Annotated in this window: 17 protein-coding genes; 4 read left to right on the top strand and 13 right to left on the bottom strand. The window is 60.1% G+C overall.

Translation table 11 applies throughout. From position 1 onward, the window contains the following. Window positions 1-3 precede the first annotated feature (3 nt). Genes nuoF through AKV04_RS02315 form a run of 9 tightly spaced genes read right to left on the bottom strand, consistent with a single transcriptional unit; the run spans window position 4 to window position 6,641 of the window. Window positions 4-1,299: an NADH-quinone oxidoreductase subunit NuoF gene (gene nuoF / locus AKV04_RS02355; RefSeq protein WP_054004868.1), complete on the bottom strand. Its 1,296-nt coding sequence runs from the start codon at window positions 1,297-1,299 to the stop codon at window positions 4-6. 10 nt (window positions 1,300-1,309) lie between these two features. Continuing rightward, window positions 1,310-1,576: a DUF5337 domain-containing protein gene (locus AKV04_RS02350; RefSeq protein WP_328287134.1), complete on the bottom strand. Its 267-nt coding sequence runs from the start codon at window positions 1,574-1,576 to the stop codon at window positions 1,310-1,312. Further along, window positions 1,530-1,787, bottom strand: coding sequence for a hypothetical protein (locus AKV04_RS02345; protein WP_054004867.1), 258 nt, complete (start codon window positions 1,785-1,787; stop codon window positions 1,530-1,532). The genes AKV04_RS02350 and AKV04_RS02345 overlap by 47 nt, the downstream gene beginning before the upstream one ends. Before the next feature lie 8 nt (window positions 1,788-1,795). Beyond that, window positions 1,796-3,013, bottom strand: a complete 1,218-nt coding sequence (locus tag AKV04_RS02340) for an NADH-quinone oxidoreductase subunit E (protein WP_054004866.1) — start codon at window positions 3,011-3,013, stop codon at window positions 1,796-1,798. Further along, window positions 3,013-4,251, bottom strand: a complete 1,239-nt coding sequence (locus AKV04_RS02335; protein WP_054004865.1) for an NADH-quinone oxidoreductase subunit D — start codon at window positions 4,249-4,251, stop codon at window positions 3,013-3,015. The genes AKV04_RS02340 and AKV04_RS02335 overlap by 1 nt, the downstream gene beginning before the upstream one ends. Further along, window positions 4,248-5,141 carry a sulfotransferase gene (locus AKV04_RS02330; RefSeq protein ID WP_162232818.1) on the bottom strand — a complete coding sequence of 298 codons (894 nt, stop codon included), beginning with the start codon at window positions 5,139-5,141 and terminating at the stop codon, window positions 4,248-4,250. The genes AKV04_RS02335 and AKV04_RS02330 overlap by 4 nt, the downstream gene beginning before the upstream one ends. A gap of 4 nt (window positions 5,142-5,145) precedes the next feature. Further along, complete coding sequence (locus AKV04_RS02325) at window positions 5,146-5,742, bottom strand: NADH-quinone oxidoreductase subunit C (protein ID WP_054004863.1); 597 nt, start codon at window positions 5,740-5,742, stop codon at window positions 5,146-5,148. A 9-nt stretch (window positions 5,743-5,751) separates the two neighbouring features. Beyond that, window positions 5,752-6,285: a NuoB/complex I 20 kDa subunit family protein gene (locus AKV04_RS02320; RefSeq protein ID WP_202905545.1), complete on the bottom strand. Its 534-nt coding sequence runs from the start codon at window positions 6,283-6,285 to the stop codon at window positions 5,752-5,754. Next, window positions 6,276-6,641: an NADH-quinone oxidoreductase subunit A gene (locus AKV04_RS02315; protein ID WP_054004862.1), complete on the bottom strand. Its 366-nt coding sequence runs from the start codon at window positions 6,639-6,641 to the stop codon at window positions 6,276-6,278. The genes AKV04_RS02320 and AKV04_RS02315 overlap by 10 nt, the downstream gene beginning before the upstream one ends. A 258-nt stretch (window positions 6,642-6,899) precedes the next feature. Here AKV04_RS02315 and AKV04_RS02310 point away from each other — a divergent pair, with 258 nt between their 5' ends. Further along, a complete protein-coding gene (locus AKV04_RS02310) occupies window positions 6,900-7,355 on the top strand; it encodes a CreA family protein (RefSeq protein WP_054004861.1) in 456 nt (151 codons plus the stop codon). On the opposite strand, the gene AKV04_RS02305 is transcribed toward AKV04_RS02310, so the two are convergent. The 4 genes from AKV04_RS02305 to AKV04_RS02290 all read right to left on the bottom strand — a co-directional run bounded on the left by AKV04_RS02305 (window position 7,352) and on the right by AKV04_RS02290 (window position 11,678). Continuing rightward, window positions 7,352-8,299: a hypothetical protein gene (locus tag AKV04_RS02305; RefSeq protein WP_054004860.1), complete on the bottom strand. Its 948-nt coding sequence runs from the start codon at window positions 8,297-8,299 to the stop codon at window positions 7,352-7,354. The genes AKV04_RS02310 and AKV04_RS02305 overlap by 4 nt on opposite strands. 213 nt (window positions 8,300-8,512) lie before the next feature. Next, window positions 8,513-9,745, bottom strand: coding sequence for a DegT/DnrJ/EryC1/StrS family aminotransferase (locus AKV04_RS02300; RefSeq protein ID WP_054004933.1), 1,233 nt, complete (start codon window positions 9,743-9,745; stop codon window positions 8,513-8,515). After that, a complete protein-coding gene (locus AKV04_RS02295; protein ID WP_054004859.1) occupies window positions 9,745-10,965 on the bottom strand; it encodes a TCR/Tet family MFS transporter in 1,221 nt (406 codons plus the stop codon). Before AKV04_RS02295 ends, AKV04_RS02300 begins: the two co-directional genes overlap by 1 nt. A 50-nt stretch (window positions 10,966-11,015) precedes the next feature. Beyond that, on the bottom strand, window positions 11,016-11,678 hold the full coding sequence (locus AKV04_RS02290; protein ID WP_054004932.1) for an HAD hydrolase-like protein: 663 nt from the start codon (window positions 11,676-11,678) through the stop codon (window positions 11,016-11,018). 82 nt (window positions 11,679-11,760) lie between these two features. Here AKV04_RS02290 and glmU point away from each other — a divergent pair, with 82 nt between their 5' ends. From glmU to AKV04_RS02275, 3 genes are read left to right on the top strand one after another with little or no spacing between them, the layout of a single operon-like run. Then, window positions 11,761-13,110 carry a bifunctional UDP-N-acetylglucosamine diphosphorylase/glucosamine-1-phosphate N-acetyltransferase GlmU gene (glmU, locus tag AKV04_RS02285; RefSeq protein ID WP_054004858.1) on the top strand — a complete coding sequence of 450 codons (1,350 nt, stop codon included), beginning with the start codon at window positions 11,761-11,763 and terminating at the stop codon, window positions 13,108-13,110. Next, window positions 13,111-14,925, top strand: coding sequence for a glutamine--fructose-6-phosphate transaminase (isomerizing) (gene glmS, locus AKV04_RS02280; protein WP_054004857.1), 1,815 nt, complete (start codon window positions 13,111-13,113; stop codon window positions 14,923-14,925). Further along, window positions 14,922-15,611, top strand: a complete 690-nt coding sequence (locus tag AKV04_RS02275) for a DNA alkylation repair protein (RefSeq protein ID WP_054004856.1) — start codon at window positions 14,922-14,924, stop codon at window positions 15,609-15,611. Before glmS ends, AKV04_RS02275 begins: the two co-directional genes overlap by 4 nt. The last annotated feature ends 97 nt before the right edge of the window (window positions 15,612-15,708 follow it).

Below are 15,708 nucleotides of genomic sequence, written 5' to 3'. Positions count from 1 at the left end.
CATCTACTCCGCCGCCATCGCGCCCATACGGCCAGTTTTTTTCGCTTTGATCCGGTCCTCGATTTCCTCGCGGAAGTGCCGCACCAGACCTTGGATCGGCCAAGCCGCCGCATCGCCCAAAGCGCAAATCGTGTGGCCTTCGACCTGTTTGGTCACCGACAACAGCATGTCGATTTCCTCAACCTCAGCCTCGCCGCGCACCAGACGGTCCATCACCCGCATCATCCAGCCAGTGCCTTCGCGGCAAGGCGTGCATTGGCCACAGCTCTCGTGCTTGTAGAACTTTGACAGCCGCCAGATCGCCTTGATCACGTCCGTCGATTGATCCATCACGATCACCGCCGCCGTGCCCAGACCGGACCTTTGCTCACGCAGCCAGTCGAAATCCATGATCGCATCTTCGCATTGCGCCGCATTCAGCATCGGCACCGAAGACCCGCCGGGGATCACCGCCTTGATGTTCTTCCAGCCGCCCCGAACGCCACCGCAATGCACATCCAACAACTCGCGCAGAGTGATCGACATCGCTTCTTCAACCACACAAGGGTTGTTCACATGGCCGGAAATCCCGAACAGCTTGGTCCCCGCATTATTAGGCCGACCAAAACCCGCAAACCAAGCCGCCCCGCGCCGCAAAATCGTCGGCACCACCGCGATGCTCTCCACGTTGTTCACCGTGGTCGGGCAGCCATACAGCCCCGAGCCTGCCGGGAACGGCGGCTTCATCCGCGGCATCCCCTTTTTGCCCTCAAGGCTTTCCAACAGAGCGGTTTCTTCACCGCAGATATAAGCGCCCGCGCCATGATGCAGGTAGCAATCAAAATCCCAACCGGATTTCGCGGCATTCTTGCCGAGCAGCCCAGCGTCATAGCATTCGTCCAAAGCCGCCTGCAAAGCCTCACGCTCGCGGATATATTCGCCGCGAATATAGATATAGCAGGCATTCGCCCCCATGGCGAACGAGGCAATCAAAGCGCCCTCAATCAGCGTATGCGGGTCATGCCGCATGATCTCGCGGTCTTTACAGGTGCCCGGCTCGGACTCATCGGCGTTGATCACCAGATAAGACGGCCGGCCATCCGATTGCTTCGGCATGAACGACCATTTCAGCCCGGTCGGAAAGCCTGCCCCACCGCGCCCGCGCAACCCCGAGGCCTTCATCTGCTCGACAATCGTATCCTTGCCGCGCGCAATAATCTCGGCCGTTCCATCCCAATGGCCGCGCGCCCGTGCGCCCGCTAAAGAACGGTCGTGCATCCCGTAAAGGTTGGTAAAGATGCGGTCCTTATCGTCGAGCATAGCTGCTTCCTTACGTGCGGCGCGCGCGCCAAATTTGATACGTCACGATCATCGCCCAGATGAACCCGGCCAAAGCCGCGAGATCGAGCAGAAACGTGTATTTCAGCGGCAAGCCCAGCTCCGCGCCAATCTGTTGACCCGCCATCCACAAGATCATCGTGCCCGCAATCACCAAAGCCACAACTCTGGTCTGCCGCGCCGATTTATCCTGAGGCCCCGGAGCCGCCATCTCAGTGCTGCCCATGCCCGTGATCGTGGCCGTGATCATCGCCGTCATGGCCATGCGCCTCGGTCAATTCCACACCGCCATTGCCCAGAAGCACGGCGTAAACCCCGAACACCACAAGGCCCACGATCACCGCCGCAAAGCCGCCAACCTCACCCAGCCAGCGCGCCAGCCCAACCGCCATCAAAGCGGCCAGAACAGCAACAAGCCAGCCGCCAGCCCAAGGCCCATCAACTGCATCGTGATCATGTGCGTGGTCCATTATAACCCTCAATACTCATTGGTCTTGGCGCGGATCAGGAAGGCTTCCAGCCCAATCTCACCGATCAACTTGGCCTGCGCCACCCATTTGTCGCGCGTCACACGGCCCCGAAAACCTTTGAGATTGCCATCCATCCACGCAATTTCCGCAGGCCCAAAGCTGGCGATCTGGTCAAAGTGGAAGATCCCCAAGCCATGGCACAGCTTTTCGATCACCGGGCCGATACCTTCGATTTTTTGCAGATTATCACCCAAACCGTTGCGCGGCGCCGCAAGCGCTACGGGCTGGCTTTGCGGCCCCGCTGCCGACACTTTCGCCTCTGGCGTCGCAAGCGGGGTGGCCTCTGGCGCGTTGCCCTCTGCCACCGGCTTTCCCTTCGCCATCGCTGGCGCTTCCTGCACAGTCACGCCGGTCTTATCCGCAACGGCTGCCGCACCGGGTTTCGGTTCAACGGCCACGCCAACCGCTGGCGTCACGGCCTCCGGCATCGCCGCCAGTTTTGGGTCAGCCGACACCGATTTTGCAATCCACGGTGTCAGCAACGGCACTTCGGTGCCATCAATCCGCTTCACCGTATCGCCAATATCCACCGCCGCCTGCACGCTTGCATTATAAGGCTTCCGCCCCGCTTCATGTGATTTCAACGAGGTCAGCCCCGACAAAGGCTCCGCCGCATAACGGCCATTCTGCGGCCCCGGCACCGGAACCTCACCTTTCGAGAACCGCCCGATCAACGCGCGCAGCTTGTCCGCCGTCAGATCCTCATAATAGTCCTTGCCGATCTGCGCCATCGGCGCATTGGTGCAAGCGCCCAGACATTCGACTTCTTCCCAGCTGAATTTGCCATCCGCCGACAAAGCATGCGCCTTATCCGCGACCAGTTCCTTACAAACCGCGATCAACTCCTCAGCCCCGCAAATCATACAGGACGTGGTGCCGCAAATCTGGATATGTGCAACGCTTCCAACAGGTTGCAGCTGGAACATGAAGTAAAACGTCGCCACTTCCAGCGCCCGGATATAAGCCATCCCCAGCTTATCCGCGACATGCTCAATCGCCGGACGGGTCAACCATCCCTCCTGTTCCTGAGCCCGCCACAACAGCGGAATGATCGCCGAGGCCTGACGCCCCTCAGGGTATTTCGCAATCTGCCCCTCGGCCCAAGCCAAATTGGCCGGGGTAAAAGCAAACGAAGCGGGTTGTTCTTTGTGCAGACGGCGAAGCATTAGCGGTCGACCTCCCCGAACACGATATCCATCGTGCCGATGATTGCAGAAACGTCGGCCAGTTGGTGGCCTTTGCAGATATAATCCATCGCCTGCAAATGCAGGAACCCCGGAGCGCGGATTTTGGCGCGGTAGGGTTTGTTCGACCCATCCGCCTTCAGATAAACGCCAAACTCACCCTTCGGCGCTTCAACCGCCGCGTAAACCTCTCCGGCGGGCACATGGAAGCCCTCGGTGTAAAGTTTAAAGTGGTGAATCAAAGCCTCCATCGAGGTTTTCATCTCACCGCGTTTCGGTGGCGACAGCTTGCCACGCGTCAGAACTTCGCCCGGCTCGGCCCGCAGCTTCACAATGCACTGCCGCATGATGTGCAGCGACTGAGTCATCTCCTCCATCCGGCACAGATAGCGATCATAGCAATCGCCGTTCTTGCCGACCGGGATTTTGAACTCAAACTCGTCATAACATTCATAGGGTTGCGAGCGCCGCAAATCCCACGCCAGACCCGATCCGCGCACCATCACGCCCGAGAATCCGTATTTCAGAATGTCGTCTTCCGTCACCACGCCAATATCGGCATTGCGTTGTTTGAAGATGCGGTTTTCGGTCAGAAGCCCGTGCAGGTCTTCCAGCACCTGCGGGAAGGTCTCGGTCCAAGCCTCAATATCATTGATCAGATCGGGCGTCAGATCCTGATGCACGCCACCGGGCCGGAAATAGGCCGCGTGCAGACGCGCGCCAGAAGCACGCTCGTAAAACACCATCAGTTTTTCGCGTTCTTCAAAGCCCCACAGCGGCGGCGTCAAAGCCCCCACGTCCATGGCTTGCGTCGTGGTGTTCAGCAAATGGTTCAGAATCCGGCCAATTTCCGAATACAAAACCCGGATCAGCGAGGCGCGGCGCGGCACGGCGGTGCCCGTCAGACGCTCAATCGCCAGACACCAGGCATGTTCCTGATTCATCGGCGCCACATAGTCGAGGCGGTCGAAATACGGCAGGTTTTGCAGATAGGTCCGGCTTTCCATCAGCTTTTCAGTGCCACGGTGCAGCAGACCAATATGCGGATCGCAGCGCTCGACAATCTCGCCGTCCAACTCCAGCACCAAACGCAAAACCCCATGCGCCGCAGGGTGTTGTGGGCCGAAGTTGATGTTGAAGTTGCGGATGCGCTGCTCACCGGGCAGGGTGTCAGTCGTGCCATCGTCATAGGTGTTCACGCGGATATCGCCGTCCATCATGCGAAGCCCTTTTCCATATTCTTAAGCCATGCCTGCGGCAAAGCCGGAAACATCGTAGCGACATATTCATATTGCGGTCTAAGCCACAGCAAAGCCCGCGTCCGCAAAGCCTCGGGCAGGGCCAGAGATTTGCCCTCATGCACCCAGCGACCCAGATCAGCCGCCACAGGCGTCAGCCCCAGATGCGCCGACAGCTTTGCGATCCCCGGCAGCGTCATCAACTCTTCCTGGAACAGCACCAGCAAAGATTTCACTGGCACCGCCCGCGTCAGCTTTTCCAAAATCGCGGCATAATCACCGCGCACCACAATGCCCTTGCCCTCGCCCGACAGATCGCCATCCAGAATTGCCGCCATCTGCGCTTCGGCGACCTGCGCAAAGCGGTCGGGTGCCGCGCGCGCAGCAATCATCCGGACGTGGCTCCAAAGTCGCGCCAACGGATCGCGGATCAGATAGACAAAACGCGTGTCCGCCGCCACCTGCGAAAGCCGCGTCAAATCCGCCTGCGACATCAGCCCATAGGCCGGGGTCACATCGCCCACCAGCCGCGCCTGCCCCGCATTTGCGGTCAGATACGCGCGATAAGCCGGCAGATCAATCGCCCGATGGGCCAAAACAGCCCGCCATTCGATCAGATCAGCCAAACGCTGCGCCACGATGGGCTTGCGCTCATCCGGCACCACGCCCAAACGTGCCTGCATTTCGGCAATCTTGCGATCCACCCCACGCAAAGCGCCGTCAAACTGTGCTGCACTCTTCAACGAGAAATAATGCAACTCTTTGATGCTGCGGAAATGACATTGCGGATGCTTAGACAGGTGATCGTAAAGCCAGGATGTCCCCGCTTTCGTCGCCCCCACGCAAAACAGCAATGTCGGATCTTTGCTCACCAGATCAGGCCTTTTTCTCATCACCCGGCAGGATGTACTTGGCACCCTCCCACGGCGACATGAAATCAAATTGACGGTATTCCTGCACCAGATTGACAGGCTCATAGACCACCCGCTTTTGCACCTCGTCGTAGCGCACTTCGGTATAGCCCGTGGTCGGGAAATCCTTACGCAAAGGATGACCGCGAAAGCCGTAATCGGTCAAAATACGCCGCAGATCGGGATGACCCGAGAACAAAATCCCGAACATATCGAACACTTCACGCTCAAACCAATTCGCAGACGGATGCACCAGATGGATCGACGGCACCATATCATCCTCGCTGACAGCCACCTTCAGCCGGATGCGGGCGTTGGTGTACATCGACAGGAAGTGATAGATCACGTCAAAGCGCTCCACCCGCTCGGGGTGATCCACCGCAGTGATATCGACAAGCGAGGAAAACTTGCAGGCCGGATCGACCGTCAGAAAGCCAATGAACGACACCAGCGCAGGCAGCGCCACTGTCACATTCAATTCACCAAACGCCAGTTCCGTGCCCAGCACCGCATCCGGGCGCTTTTCCGTCAGATAGGCGGCGAGTTCAACAAAATCAGCCATATCGCCCCCTTAACGCACAAGCGTGCCAGTGCGGCGGATTTTCCGCTGCAACTGCAAAATACCGTAAAGCAAAGCTTCCGCTGTCGGCGGGCAACCCGGCACATAGATATCGACCGGCACGATCCGATCACAGCCGCGCACCACCGAATAGGAATAGTGGTAATAGCCGCCGCCATTCGCACATGACCCCATCGAGATCACATAGCGCGGCTCTGGCATCTGATCGTAAACCTTGCGCAACGCCGGAGCCATCTTGTTGGTCAAGGTGCCTGCCACGATCATCAGATCAGACTGCCGCGGCGACGCGCGCGGCGCCGTGCCAAACCGCTCCAGATCATAGCGCGGCATCGAGGTGTGCATCATCTCCACAGCACAGCAGGCCAGACCAAAGGTCATCCAGTGCAGCGAGCCATTGCGCGCCCAGTTGATGATATCTTCCGTCGTGGTCAGCAGAAACCCCTTGTCCTGCAACTCGCGGTTCAGCGCTTGCGTGGCAACCTCCCGGTCCGGCCCCGCCGTATTCGCCCCGGTCATCACGCCCATTCCAGTGCCCCTTTTTTCCACTCATAGGCAAAGCCCACGGTCAGCACGCCCAGAAACACCATCATCGACCAGAACCCGACCATGCTGATCTGCCCAAACGCCACCGCCCATGGGAACAGGAACGCCACCTCAAGATCGAAGATGATGAACAGGATCGACACCAGATAGAACCGCACGTCAAACTTCATCCGCGCATCGTCAAAGGCGTTGAACCCGCATTCATAGGCCGAGACCTTTTCCGGGTCGGGATTGCGCACCGCGATCAAAGCGGCGGCGAGGATCAGCACAAGGCCAAGCCCGACAGCAATCGCAAGAAGAATAAGGATGGGCAGATACTCACGAAGAAGATGATCCACGCGAAGCGCTCCTTCAGCTGGCAAACCGCGTCGCAAGCGCTTTGGCTCCCGTCGCTCTTGCTGATCCGTTTACTCCGGCCCCTCGGCGGGGTCAACCAAAGCCCGCAGGAAAAGATGCCGCTTCGACCCGCTAACTCATTGGTTTTTGCGGTCTAATTCATGAGTATTTCACTAAGGAATTAGCGCTGCCACCCCCCTCTTGTGCAAGCGCAGCAAACTGCCCATCTAACAGGCAGAAATCGCTCGAAAGCCCTCCTCATGCGCCTGTTCGCCCTCCTCGCCCTCAGCCTGTTGCCGCTCACCGCCCACGCCGAAGAAATCGGCCGAGTCGGTGTCGATTGGGTTGGCAATGACATCATCATTGAGGCGATCCCCGACCCGAAAGTCCAAGGCGTCACCTGCCACATCAGCTATTTCGAACGCTCGATGTGGGACCGGCTTTCCAAAGGCAACTGGTTCGAAGACCCGTCGAACGCCTCCATCGCCTGTCGTCAAACCGGCCCGATCACCATTGGCGACATAGACACCTCCGAGTCTGGCGAGACCGTGTTCAGCGAAAGCCGCTCGTTGGTGTTCAAATCGCTGAACGTCACCCGCATCTTCGATCAGAAAAACCAAGTGCTGGTCTATCTGACCCATGCCACCGAACTCAGCGATGGTTCAGCGAAAATGTCGATCTCGACGGTGCCGCTGTATAACCCGGCGAAACCCTAAGCCAACGCCGCCGCCATCGTCAGCCCCGGCAGGGTGCCCGCATAGACCGATCCAGCCACCGGATTGCCCGGCGTACCGCCACCCGACAGCTGAAAAATCGCGCCATTCAGATAGCCCGTGGCCGTACCGTGTTGGGTCATCTTCTTGCGCAGATACATCTCATAGCCATTGTCGGTCGGATTGGCCTCTTCGGCAGCATAGGCGGCCCAGTCAGACTTGCTGTCCTTCGCCGCCCGGAACTTCTCAATCGGCAGAAAATCCCCGCCGCCCGCCGTCAAGGTCACCCGCGCATTGCATTGCGGCCCCTTGGAATCGTCATGATCCTTCATGCTCGACGCTTGGCAAATGTCGATCACCAACTGGCGTTCTGATCGCTCCCAGATCCAATCGACGATCTGAATATGCATGCCATTGGTCAGCATCAGCACCGATCCCACATCGACATCGGCCAGTTTGCCCACCGGCTTGAACTTGGCGGCATAATCCAGCGGCCTGCGCCCGACATAACCCGCCTCGATCCCCGCCGTCGCGAGATAAGTGCCGACAAAGCCAATACAATCCTGCCCCAGAACCGAGGCATCCAGCATCGCCTGCAAGTAGTCGGTCTGTTTGAAGAACGGCGCCAGCGTCGCATTCTTCGCCAATGGTGCCGCCAAGCGGTCGACCATGCTCAGCACGGTGACAAAATCATCCGGCATACCCTGCCCGGTGAACACCCGGCCGACGCCCTCGCCCGCCAAAGTGCTGCGATCCGCCGCCGTCCCCGCCGTGGCCAAAGCCTGCCGCAGCACCGAGGCCAAATTCGCCCCGCCAAACAACGTATTCGCCGAGACATAGCGGGTGATCGCCACCACCCCGCCGGGATAGCCAGTGTAGCCCGGCACCACCAAAGACCGCAGCCGATTGACATAATGAAACGGATAAAGCTGTGCCTGCAAGCCCATGACTGTCTCCAAAATTGGTTGGTCGTCTTAAATGCCAGCAGCCTACCACAGCCCCGCGGATTCCTCAAAGTCCGCGTCAAACGACCTGCGTAATCCCGCCAAGAGCGGCCAAACCCGCTAAATTGTACCTAAAATTATCATCCTCTGTGCTCAAATATCCCACAGGGGTCTGGGGATGTGAAACCCCCAGCGATCGGCACAGAAAACCACCCGTTACTGAATAATTGGCAGCACCACCGCCTCAGGCTCCGGCCCCTGCCCCACCACCAAGGCCTCTCCCTTGATGATCCGTGCAATCTGCGCACAATCCGCGACCGAAAACGTCAAAGGCACCCGCATATCCACCAGCCCCGCCAAAATCCGGTCGGTCTGCGGCAGGTTCTGCACCTCGGCATAGCCCCAATGCTGATAACGCGAGGTAAACGCCACCGGATCGGCGGCACCGAACCACTTCAACTCGACCCCACGCGCCAACACCCGGCCCAGAAGCGCACCCACCCGCGCTGCAGACCAATCCGGCAGCAGGAACTGGAACGACGACCCGACATAGGTTTCCTCCGCCGGACGCTCCACCAACCGTAACCCCGGCACCCCGCGCAACCCCGCCTCCAACGCCTGATAGCGCTCGCCCCACCGCGCCACACGGTCCGCCAGCAACCCCAACTGAGGCCGCAAAATCGCCGCCCGCAGATTGTCCATCCGGCCCGAGATGTTTGGGGTTTCCATCCGCACCGCCTCAAACGCCGCCGCACTCGGGGCCGCCCGATGCCGCCCATACAGCATATACGACCCCGACAGCAGCACCGCCCGCGCCATCACCGCCTCGTCATCCGAGATCAGAAAGCCGCCCTCGCCGGAATTGATATGCTTATAGGTCTGCATCGAATAGCAGCCGATCAACCCCGACCGCCCCGAGGCCACGCCGTTCCAAGCCGCCCCCATCGTATGCGCGCAATCCTCAATGATCAGCACACCCAGCCGCGCACATAACGCCACCAAAGCCTCCATATCGCACAGATGCCCGCGCATATGGCTCAGCATCAGCACCTTAGCCCCTGTAGCGCGCGCCTTCGCCTCCAGATCGCCAAAATCCAGCACCAGCTGTTCCGTCACCTCAACAAACACCGGACGCGCCCCGACACTCGCAATCGCCCCCGGCACCGGGGCCAAAGTAAACGCATTGGTCAACACAGGCTCGCCCGCCTGCACCCCCACCGCCCGCAAGGCACAGCCCAACGCATAACCGCCCGAAGCCACCGCAAGGCAGTATTTCGCCCCCATCAGGCCCGCGAATTCCTCCTCCAACAAAGCCGCCTCGGCGACCTCGCCCGCAGCCGTGTTATACCGATGCAACCGCCCATGCCGCAGCACCGCCACAGCCGCCTCGATCCCGGCTTCAGGAATAGGTTCCTGCTGCGTGAAACTGCCCTCAAACCGTTCCTCAATCACAAGCGTTTCTCCTCACCCGGCACGATCAGCACAAACATAACCAGCGTCAAAGCCATCCCCGCACCTGCGACAAAGAACGCCACATCCGGCGATTGCCAGCCGCCCGGAGCCATAAAATACCCGAAAATCTGGCTGAAAAACACCGTCCCCGCCAACATCGCCACGTTCATGATCGCCGAAATCCCGCCCTGCAACTCGCCCTGCGCATCATCCGGCACCCGATGCGTCATCATCGCCGTCAGCATCGGATGAATAAACCCCTCCGGCCCATGCACGATCATCAACAGCACCACCACCGTCAACGACCCCGCCAGCCCATAGCCCGAGGCCGCGATCAGCGCCGAGACCAACCCAATCAACGCCATATTGCGCTCGCCAAACCGCTTCACCCCCGGCCCGGTCAAGCCGCCCTGAAACCCCGCCATCACAATACCAAACACAGCGAGGCTCACCCCGACCATCGCCGAAGACCAGCCAAACTTTGCCATCCCCCAATAGGGCCAGATCGCCGGATAGACGCTGGTGAAAAAGAAGAACGAGAACATCACCGCGCACATCGGAATGACGCCGTGATAGCTGCGAAACACCTTGAATGCACCCAATGGGTTCGACCGCGCCAAACTAAAAGCGCGACGGTTCTGCGGGGCCAGAGTTTCCGGCAAAACGAACCAGCCGTAAATGAAATTCAACCCCGAAATCCCCGCCGCCACAAAGAATGGCACCCGCGGACCGAACTCGCCCAACACCCCGCCCAAAGCTGGCCCCAGCACAAAGCCCAACCCAAACGCCCCGCCCATCATGCCGAAATACTTCGCCCGCTCGGCAGGCTCGGTCACATCGGTGATAAACGCATTGGCAATCACCCAGCTTGAGCCACATACCCCCGCAATAACGCGCCCCACGAACAGCCAGATCAGCGTTGGCGCAAGCCCCTGCAACAGATTGTCCAGCCCAAGACCCGCAATCGCCAGCAACAACAGCGGGCGGCGCCCAAACCGATCCGACAGGTTACCCATCAGCGGGCTGAACGCGAACTGCGCCATCGAGAACGCGAAAAACATCCAGCCGCCAATGATCGAGGCCTCAGACAGACTGACCTGCCCGACCTGCTCGATCAGTTGCGGCAGCACCGGGATGATCAAGCCAAAGCCGATCATGTCCAACAGAACACACAGCAACACAAAGATTATCGCGTGGCGGGACGGTGCTTTTGTCATTGCCGCAACCTAAGTCGCCGCCTGAAAACTGTCAAACCACCCATAAACGGTCAAACCAGCACCCTTGCCACCAACTCCGGCAAATCTTCAAACCGATGCAGCAGCGCCTCTGGCTGCAGCCGAGACACCCCCGCCCCCTCCGGCCCAAACGTCACCAGCGCCACCGGCACCCCTGCCGCCAACCCAGTCAGCCGATCCGTCTCGGTATCGCCAATCAGCATCGAGTGCCCAATAGCCCCGCCAACCCGCCGCACCACCTCAACATAAGGCGCCGGATCAGGCTTGCGCACTGGCAGCGTATCCGCCCCGACCAGCGCCCCAAACAAATGCGAAACCCCCAAGCGCCGCACCAATTCCACCGCCAGCCCCTCGGGCTTATTGGTGCAAATCGCCGTGCGATACCCGGCACTCAACAAAGCCTCCACCGCCGCCACAGCCCCCGGATACATCCGTGTATGCACATCAATCCCATCGGCATAAGCTGCCAGCAGCACAGGATATTGCGCTGAGATATCCGTCTCAGAATACCGCAGCCCCAACCGCTCAAACCCCAACCGCAGCATCGCCCGCCCGCCATGAAACGCCACCAACACGTCGCGCTGATCCAGCACCAGACCATGCCCCAGCCGATCAAAGCAAACATTGGCGGCAGCCAGCAAATCCGCACTGGTATCCGCCAGCGTGCCATCGAGATCAAACACCACCGTTTTCATTCTGTAACCTTGCGTGAAGAACCACCCCTTGCGGCCCCGCCGATCCGGGGTAAAACGGGTGTAAAAGAAAAGGAAGTGGAAGATGTCGGTTTCATTCATCATATTGGCGGCAGGCATGGGAAGCCGGATGAACTCCGACACCCCGAAAGTGCTGCACCACATAGCCGCCGCCCCGCTATTGCACCACGCCCTGACCGCCGCCCGCAACCTAGAGCCATCGCGCATCGTCGTCGTCACCGGACATGAAGCCGCCCTCGTCACCAAATCCGCCGAAGCCTTCGATGTCTCGGTCCAATGCGTCGTGCAAGACCCGCAACTTGGCACCGCCCATGCCGTTGCCCAAGCAGCCCCCCTGCTGGCCGAGATGGGCGGCGAAGCTATCGTGCTTTACGGCGACACCCCGTTCATCCGCCCCGAAACCCTAGAGGCCATGCTGCACGCCCGCGCCCGCCATTCGGTGGTGGTTCTGGGCTTTGAAGCCAAAGACCCCGGCCTCTACGGTCGGCTGGTGACCTCTGGCGAGACCTTGGAAAAGATCGTCGAATACCAAGAGGCCACGGATGAAGAACGCAGCATAACCCTTTGTAACTCCGGTGTGATCTGCGCCTCTGCCAAAACCATGTTTGATCTGATCGCTCGCGTCGGCAACGGCAACGCTGCCGCCGAATACTACCTGACCGATATTGTCGAAATCGCCCACGCCGATGGCCTCTCCGCAGGCGTCGTCATCTGCGACGAATCCGAAACCTTGGGTGTGAACACCCGTGCGCAGCTGGCCGAGGCCGAAGCCGCCTTCCAATCCCGCGCCCGCAGCGATGCCTTGGAAAACGGCGTCACCCTCACCGCCCCCGAAACCGTGTTTTTTGCACTCGACACCCATATCGGCCGCGACGCCATCATCGGCCCCAACGTGATCTTTGGTCCTGCTGTCACCATCGAATCCGGCGCCGAGATCAAAGGCTTCTGCCACCTCGAAGGCTGCCACGTCAGCCGCGGTGCAACTGTCGGCCCGTTCGCAAGGCTCCGCCCTGGTGCCGAACTCGCCGAAGATGTCCATGTCGGCAACTTTGTTGAGATAAAAAACGCCATCCTCGACGAAGGCGTCAAAGTCGGCCACCTGACCTATATCGGTGACGCTGACATCGGCGAATTCACCAATATCGGCGCCGGCACCGTCACCTGCAATTACGACGGCGTGATGAAACACCGCACCAAAATCGGCAAACGCGCCTTCATCGGATCGGACACCATGCTGGTCGCCCCCGTCAGCATCGGCAACGACGCCCTCACCGCCTCAGGCTCGGTGATCACCGAAAACGTCCCCGATGCAGCCCTCGCCTTGGGTCGTGCCAAGCAGGTCAACAAACCGGGCCTCGCCATCAAACTGATGGCCCGCCTCAAATCCATCAAAGCCGCGAAAGGAAGCTCATAAATGTGTGGTATCGTTGGCGTTCTTGGCAATAACGAGGTTGCCCCCCTGCTGGTCGAATCCCTCAAACGCCTCGAATATCGCGGCTACGATTCTGCAGGCATCGCCACCGTCAACAATGGCAAGCTCGACCGCCGCCGCGCCGTCGGCAAGCTGGTCAACCTCTCCGACCTGCTGGTGCATGAACCCCTCGCGGGCAAGGCTGGCATCGGCCACACCCGTTGGGCGACGCATGGTGCGGCCACCACCACCAACGCCCATCCCCACCGCTCCGGCCCGGTCGCCGTGGTCCACAACGGCATTATCGAAAACTTCCGCGAACTGCGCACCGAACTGGCCGCCGCAGGCCTGACGCAAGAATCCGAGACCGACACCGAGACCGTCGCCCTTCTCGCACATCTGTACATCAGCCGTGGCGCCACCCCCGTAGAGGCCGCCCGCCAAACCCTGAAACGCCTGCACGGTGCCTTCGCTTTGTGCTTCCTGTTTGACGGCGAAGAAGACCTGATCATCGCCGCCCGCAAAGGCTCGCCGCTCGCCATCGGCCACGGTGATGGTGAGATGTTTGTCGGCTCCGACGCCATCGCTTTGGCTCCGATGACCGACCGCATCACCTATCTCGAAGAAGGCGACTGGGCGGTGATCACCCGCCAAGGTGCTGTGATCTATGACGAAATGGATCGCCTCGCCAACCGCGCTGAATCCCGCATCCAAGTCGACGCCACCCGCATCGAAAAGGCTGGCTACAAGCATTTCATGGCGAAGGAAATCGCCGAGCAACCCGTGGTGATCGCCGACGCCCTGCGCCGTTACGTTCAAAACGGCGCATTACAACTGCCCGCCGAGGTTGATTTCACCGCCGTGGACCGCATCACCATGGTCGCCTGCGGCACCGCCAGCTATGCCTGCCACGTCGCAAAATACTGGTTCGAGCAAATCGCAGACCTGCCTTGCGAGATCGACGTCGCCTCCGAATTCCGCTACCGCGAACCGCCGTTGTCGCCAACCTCATGGGCGCTGTTCGTCAGCCAATCCGGTGAGACCGCCGACACCCTCGCCGCCCTGCGCTATACCCGCGAGAAAGTCGCGAAAATCGTCGCCGTGGTCAACGTCCCCACCTCCTCGATCGCCCGCGAAGCTGATCTGGCTCTGCCGATCATGGCGGGGATCGAGATTGGCGTCGCCTCGACCAAAGCCTTCACCTGCCAGCTCACCACCCTCGCCCTGCTGGCGCTGAAAGCAGCCCAAGACCGGGGTCGCCTGACGCCCGAAGCCCTCAGTGCCCATCTAAATGATCTGGCAGCCCTCCCCGGCCTGATGAACCACGCCCTTGCCCTCAGCACCACAATCGCCGCCATCGCTGAAGAACTCTCCGAAGCCCAAGACGTGCTGTTCCTCGGCCGGGGTGCGATGTTCCCCCTCGCCCTCGAGGGCGCGCTAAAACTGAAAGAAATCAGCTATATCCACGCCGAAGGTTATGCATCAGGTGAACTAAAACACGGCCCGATCGCGCTGATCTCGCCGCAAGTTCCGGCGATCGTGCTCGCCCCCCGCGATCACCTGTTCGAGAAAACCGTCTCGAACATGCAAGAGGTCATGGCCCGCCACGGCAAAGTGCTGCTGATCTCTGACGCCCAAGGCATCACCGAGGCCGGTATGGATTGCTGGAAAACCATCACCATGCCCGAGGTGTCCGACGCCTTCGCCCCAATTCTCTACGCGATCCCAGCGCAACTTCTGGCCTACCACACCGCCATCGCCAAAGGCACCGATGTCGACCAACCCCGCAACCTCGCAAAATCGGTAACCGTCGAATGATCGCCTCCAGCTATATTGACCGGGCCCTCGCCCAACTCAACGCCCTCGCTGACCCACAAAAAGCCATTGAGGCGCAAGCCTATCACAAAGCCGACCGCCCCTATCTCGGCCTGAAAGTGCCGCAGATTGAGGAACTCACCACCGTCTGGCGCGCTGAATCCAGCCTTGAAGACCGCATCCAACTGGCGAGCGATCTGTGGGACAGCAACATCCACGAGGCTCGCGTCGCTGCCGCCAAACTGCTGACCCAAGCCCGTATCAAACCCGATGAAGCCGCGTGGGATCTGATCTGCCAATGGGTGCCGCAGTTTGACGCTTGGGCCATCGCCGATCACGTCTGTATCGCCGCCCAAAAGCGCATCACCGCCGACCCATCCCGCATCGACACGGTCGAGACTTGGACCACCTCCGAGAACATGTGGACCCGCCGCGCCGCTTTGGTCGCCACCCTGCCGTTTACCAAGCAAAACTTCCCGAAAGAGTTTGAGCTGGACATCCGCGACCGCGTGCTCGGCTGGGCCGCCGTCTACATCGACGACAAAGACTGGTTTATCCAGAAAGCCGTCGCTTGGTGGTTGCGCGATCTGTCAAAACATGACCCCGCCCGCACCGCCGCGTTCCTCGATCAGCACGGCGAACGCATGAAAAGCTTCGCCCGCAAAGAAGCTGCGCAATATCTGGGCTGACCGCTTCAGGTCGCCCTCTCTGCGCAAATATCCTCAGGGGTGAGCCGCGCCGAGGGGCAGAGTGCCCCTGCCTTCGCCTCACTCTGCGCACCTTCGC

The organism is Cypionkella psychrotolerans, from assembly GCF_001294535.1.
In the GTDB taxonomy this organism is placed as follows: Bacteria; Pseudomonadota; Alphaproteobacteria; order Rhodobacterales; family Rhodobacteraceae; genus Cypionkella; species Cypionkella psychrotolerans.
This window is presented reverse-complemented; position numbering and strand designations above follow the sequence as displayed.

Bases quoted from the DNA above. Each gene is read 5' to 3' on its own strand.
- AKV04_RS02275 (WP_054004856.1), top strand. From the start codon at position 14,922: ATGATCGCCTCCAGCTATATTGACCGGGCCCTCGCCCAACTCAACGCC.
- nuoF (WP_054004868.1), bottom strand. From the start codon at position 1,299: ATGCTCGACGATAAGGACCGCATCTTTACCAACCTTTACGGGATGCAC.
- glmU (WP_054004858.1), top strand. From the start codon at position 11,761: ATGTCGGTTTCATTCATCATATTGGCGGCAGGCATGGGAAGCCGGATG.
- glmS (WP_054004857.1), top strand. From the start codon at position 13,111: ATGTGTGGTATCGTTGGCGTTCTTGGCAATAACGAGGTTGCCCCCCTG.
- AKV04_RS02295 (WP_054004859.1), bottom strand. From the start codon at position 10,965: ATGACAAAAGCACCGTCCCGCCACGCGATAATCTTTGTGTTGCTGTGT.
- AKV04_RS02345 (WP_054004867.1), bottom strand. From the start codon at position 1,787: ATGGACCACGCACATGATCACGATGCAGTTGATGGGCCTTGGGCTGGC.
- AKV04_RS02310 (WP_054004861.1), top strand. From the start codon at position 6,900: ATGCGCCTGTTCGCCCTCCTCGCCCTCAGCCTGTTGCCGCTCACCGCC.
- AKV04_RS02335 (WP_054004865.1), bottom strand. From the start codon at position 4,251: ATGATGGACGGCGATATCCGCGTGAACACCTATGACGATGGCACGACT.
- AKV04_RS02305 (WP_054004860.1), bottom strand. From the start codon at position 8,299: ATGGGCTTGCAGGCACAGCTTTATCCGTTTCATTATGTCAATCGGCTG.
- AKV04_RS02340 (WP_054004866.1), bottom strand. From the start codon at position 3,013: ATGCTTCGCCGTCTGCACAAAGAACAACCCGCTTCGTTTGCTTTTACC.
- AKV04_RS02350 (WP_328287134.1), bottom strand. From the start codon at position 1,576: ATGACGGCGATGATCACGGCCACGATCACGGGCATGGGCAGCACTGAG.
- AKV04_RS02325 (WP_054004863.1), bottom strand. From the start codon at position 5,742: ATGGCTGATTTTGTTGAACTCGCCGCCTATCTGACGGAAAAGCGCCCG.
- AKV04_RS02290 (WP_054004932.1), bottom strand. From the start codon at position 11,678: ATGAAAACGGTGGTGTTTGATCTCGATGGCACGCTGGCGGATACCAGT.
- AKV04_RS02320 (WP_202905545.1), bottom strand. From the start codon at position 6,285: ATGGGCGTGATGACCGGGGCGAATACGGCGGGGCCGGACCGGGAGGTT.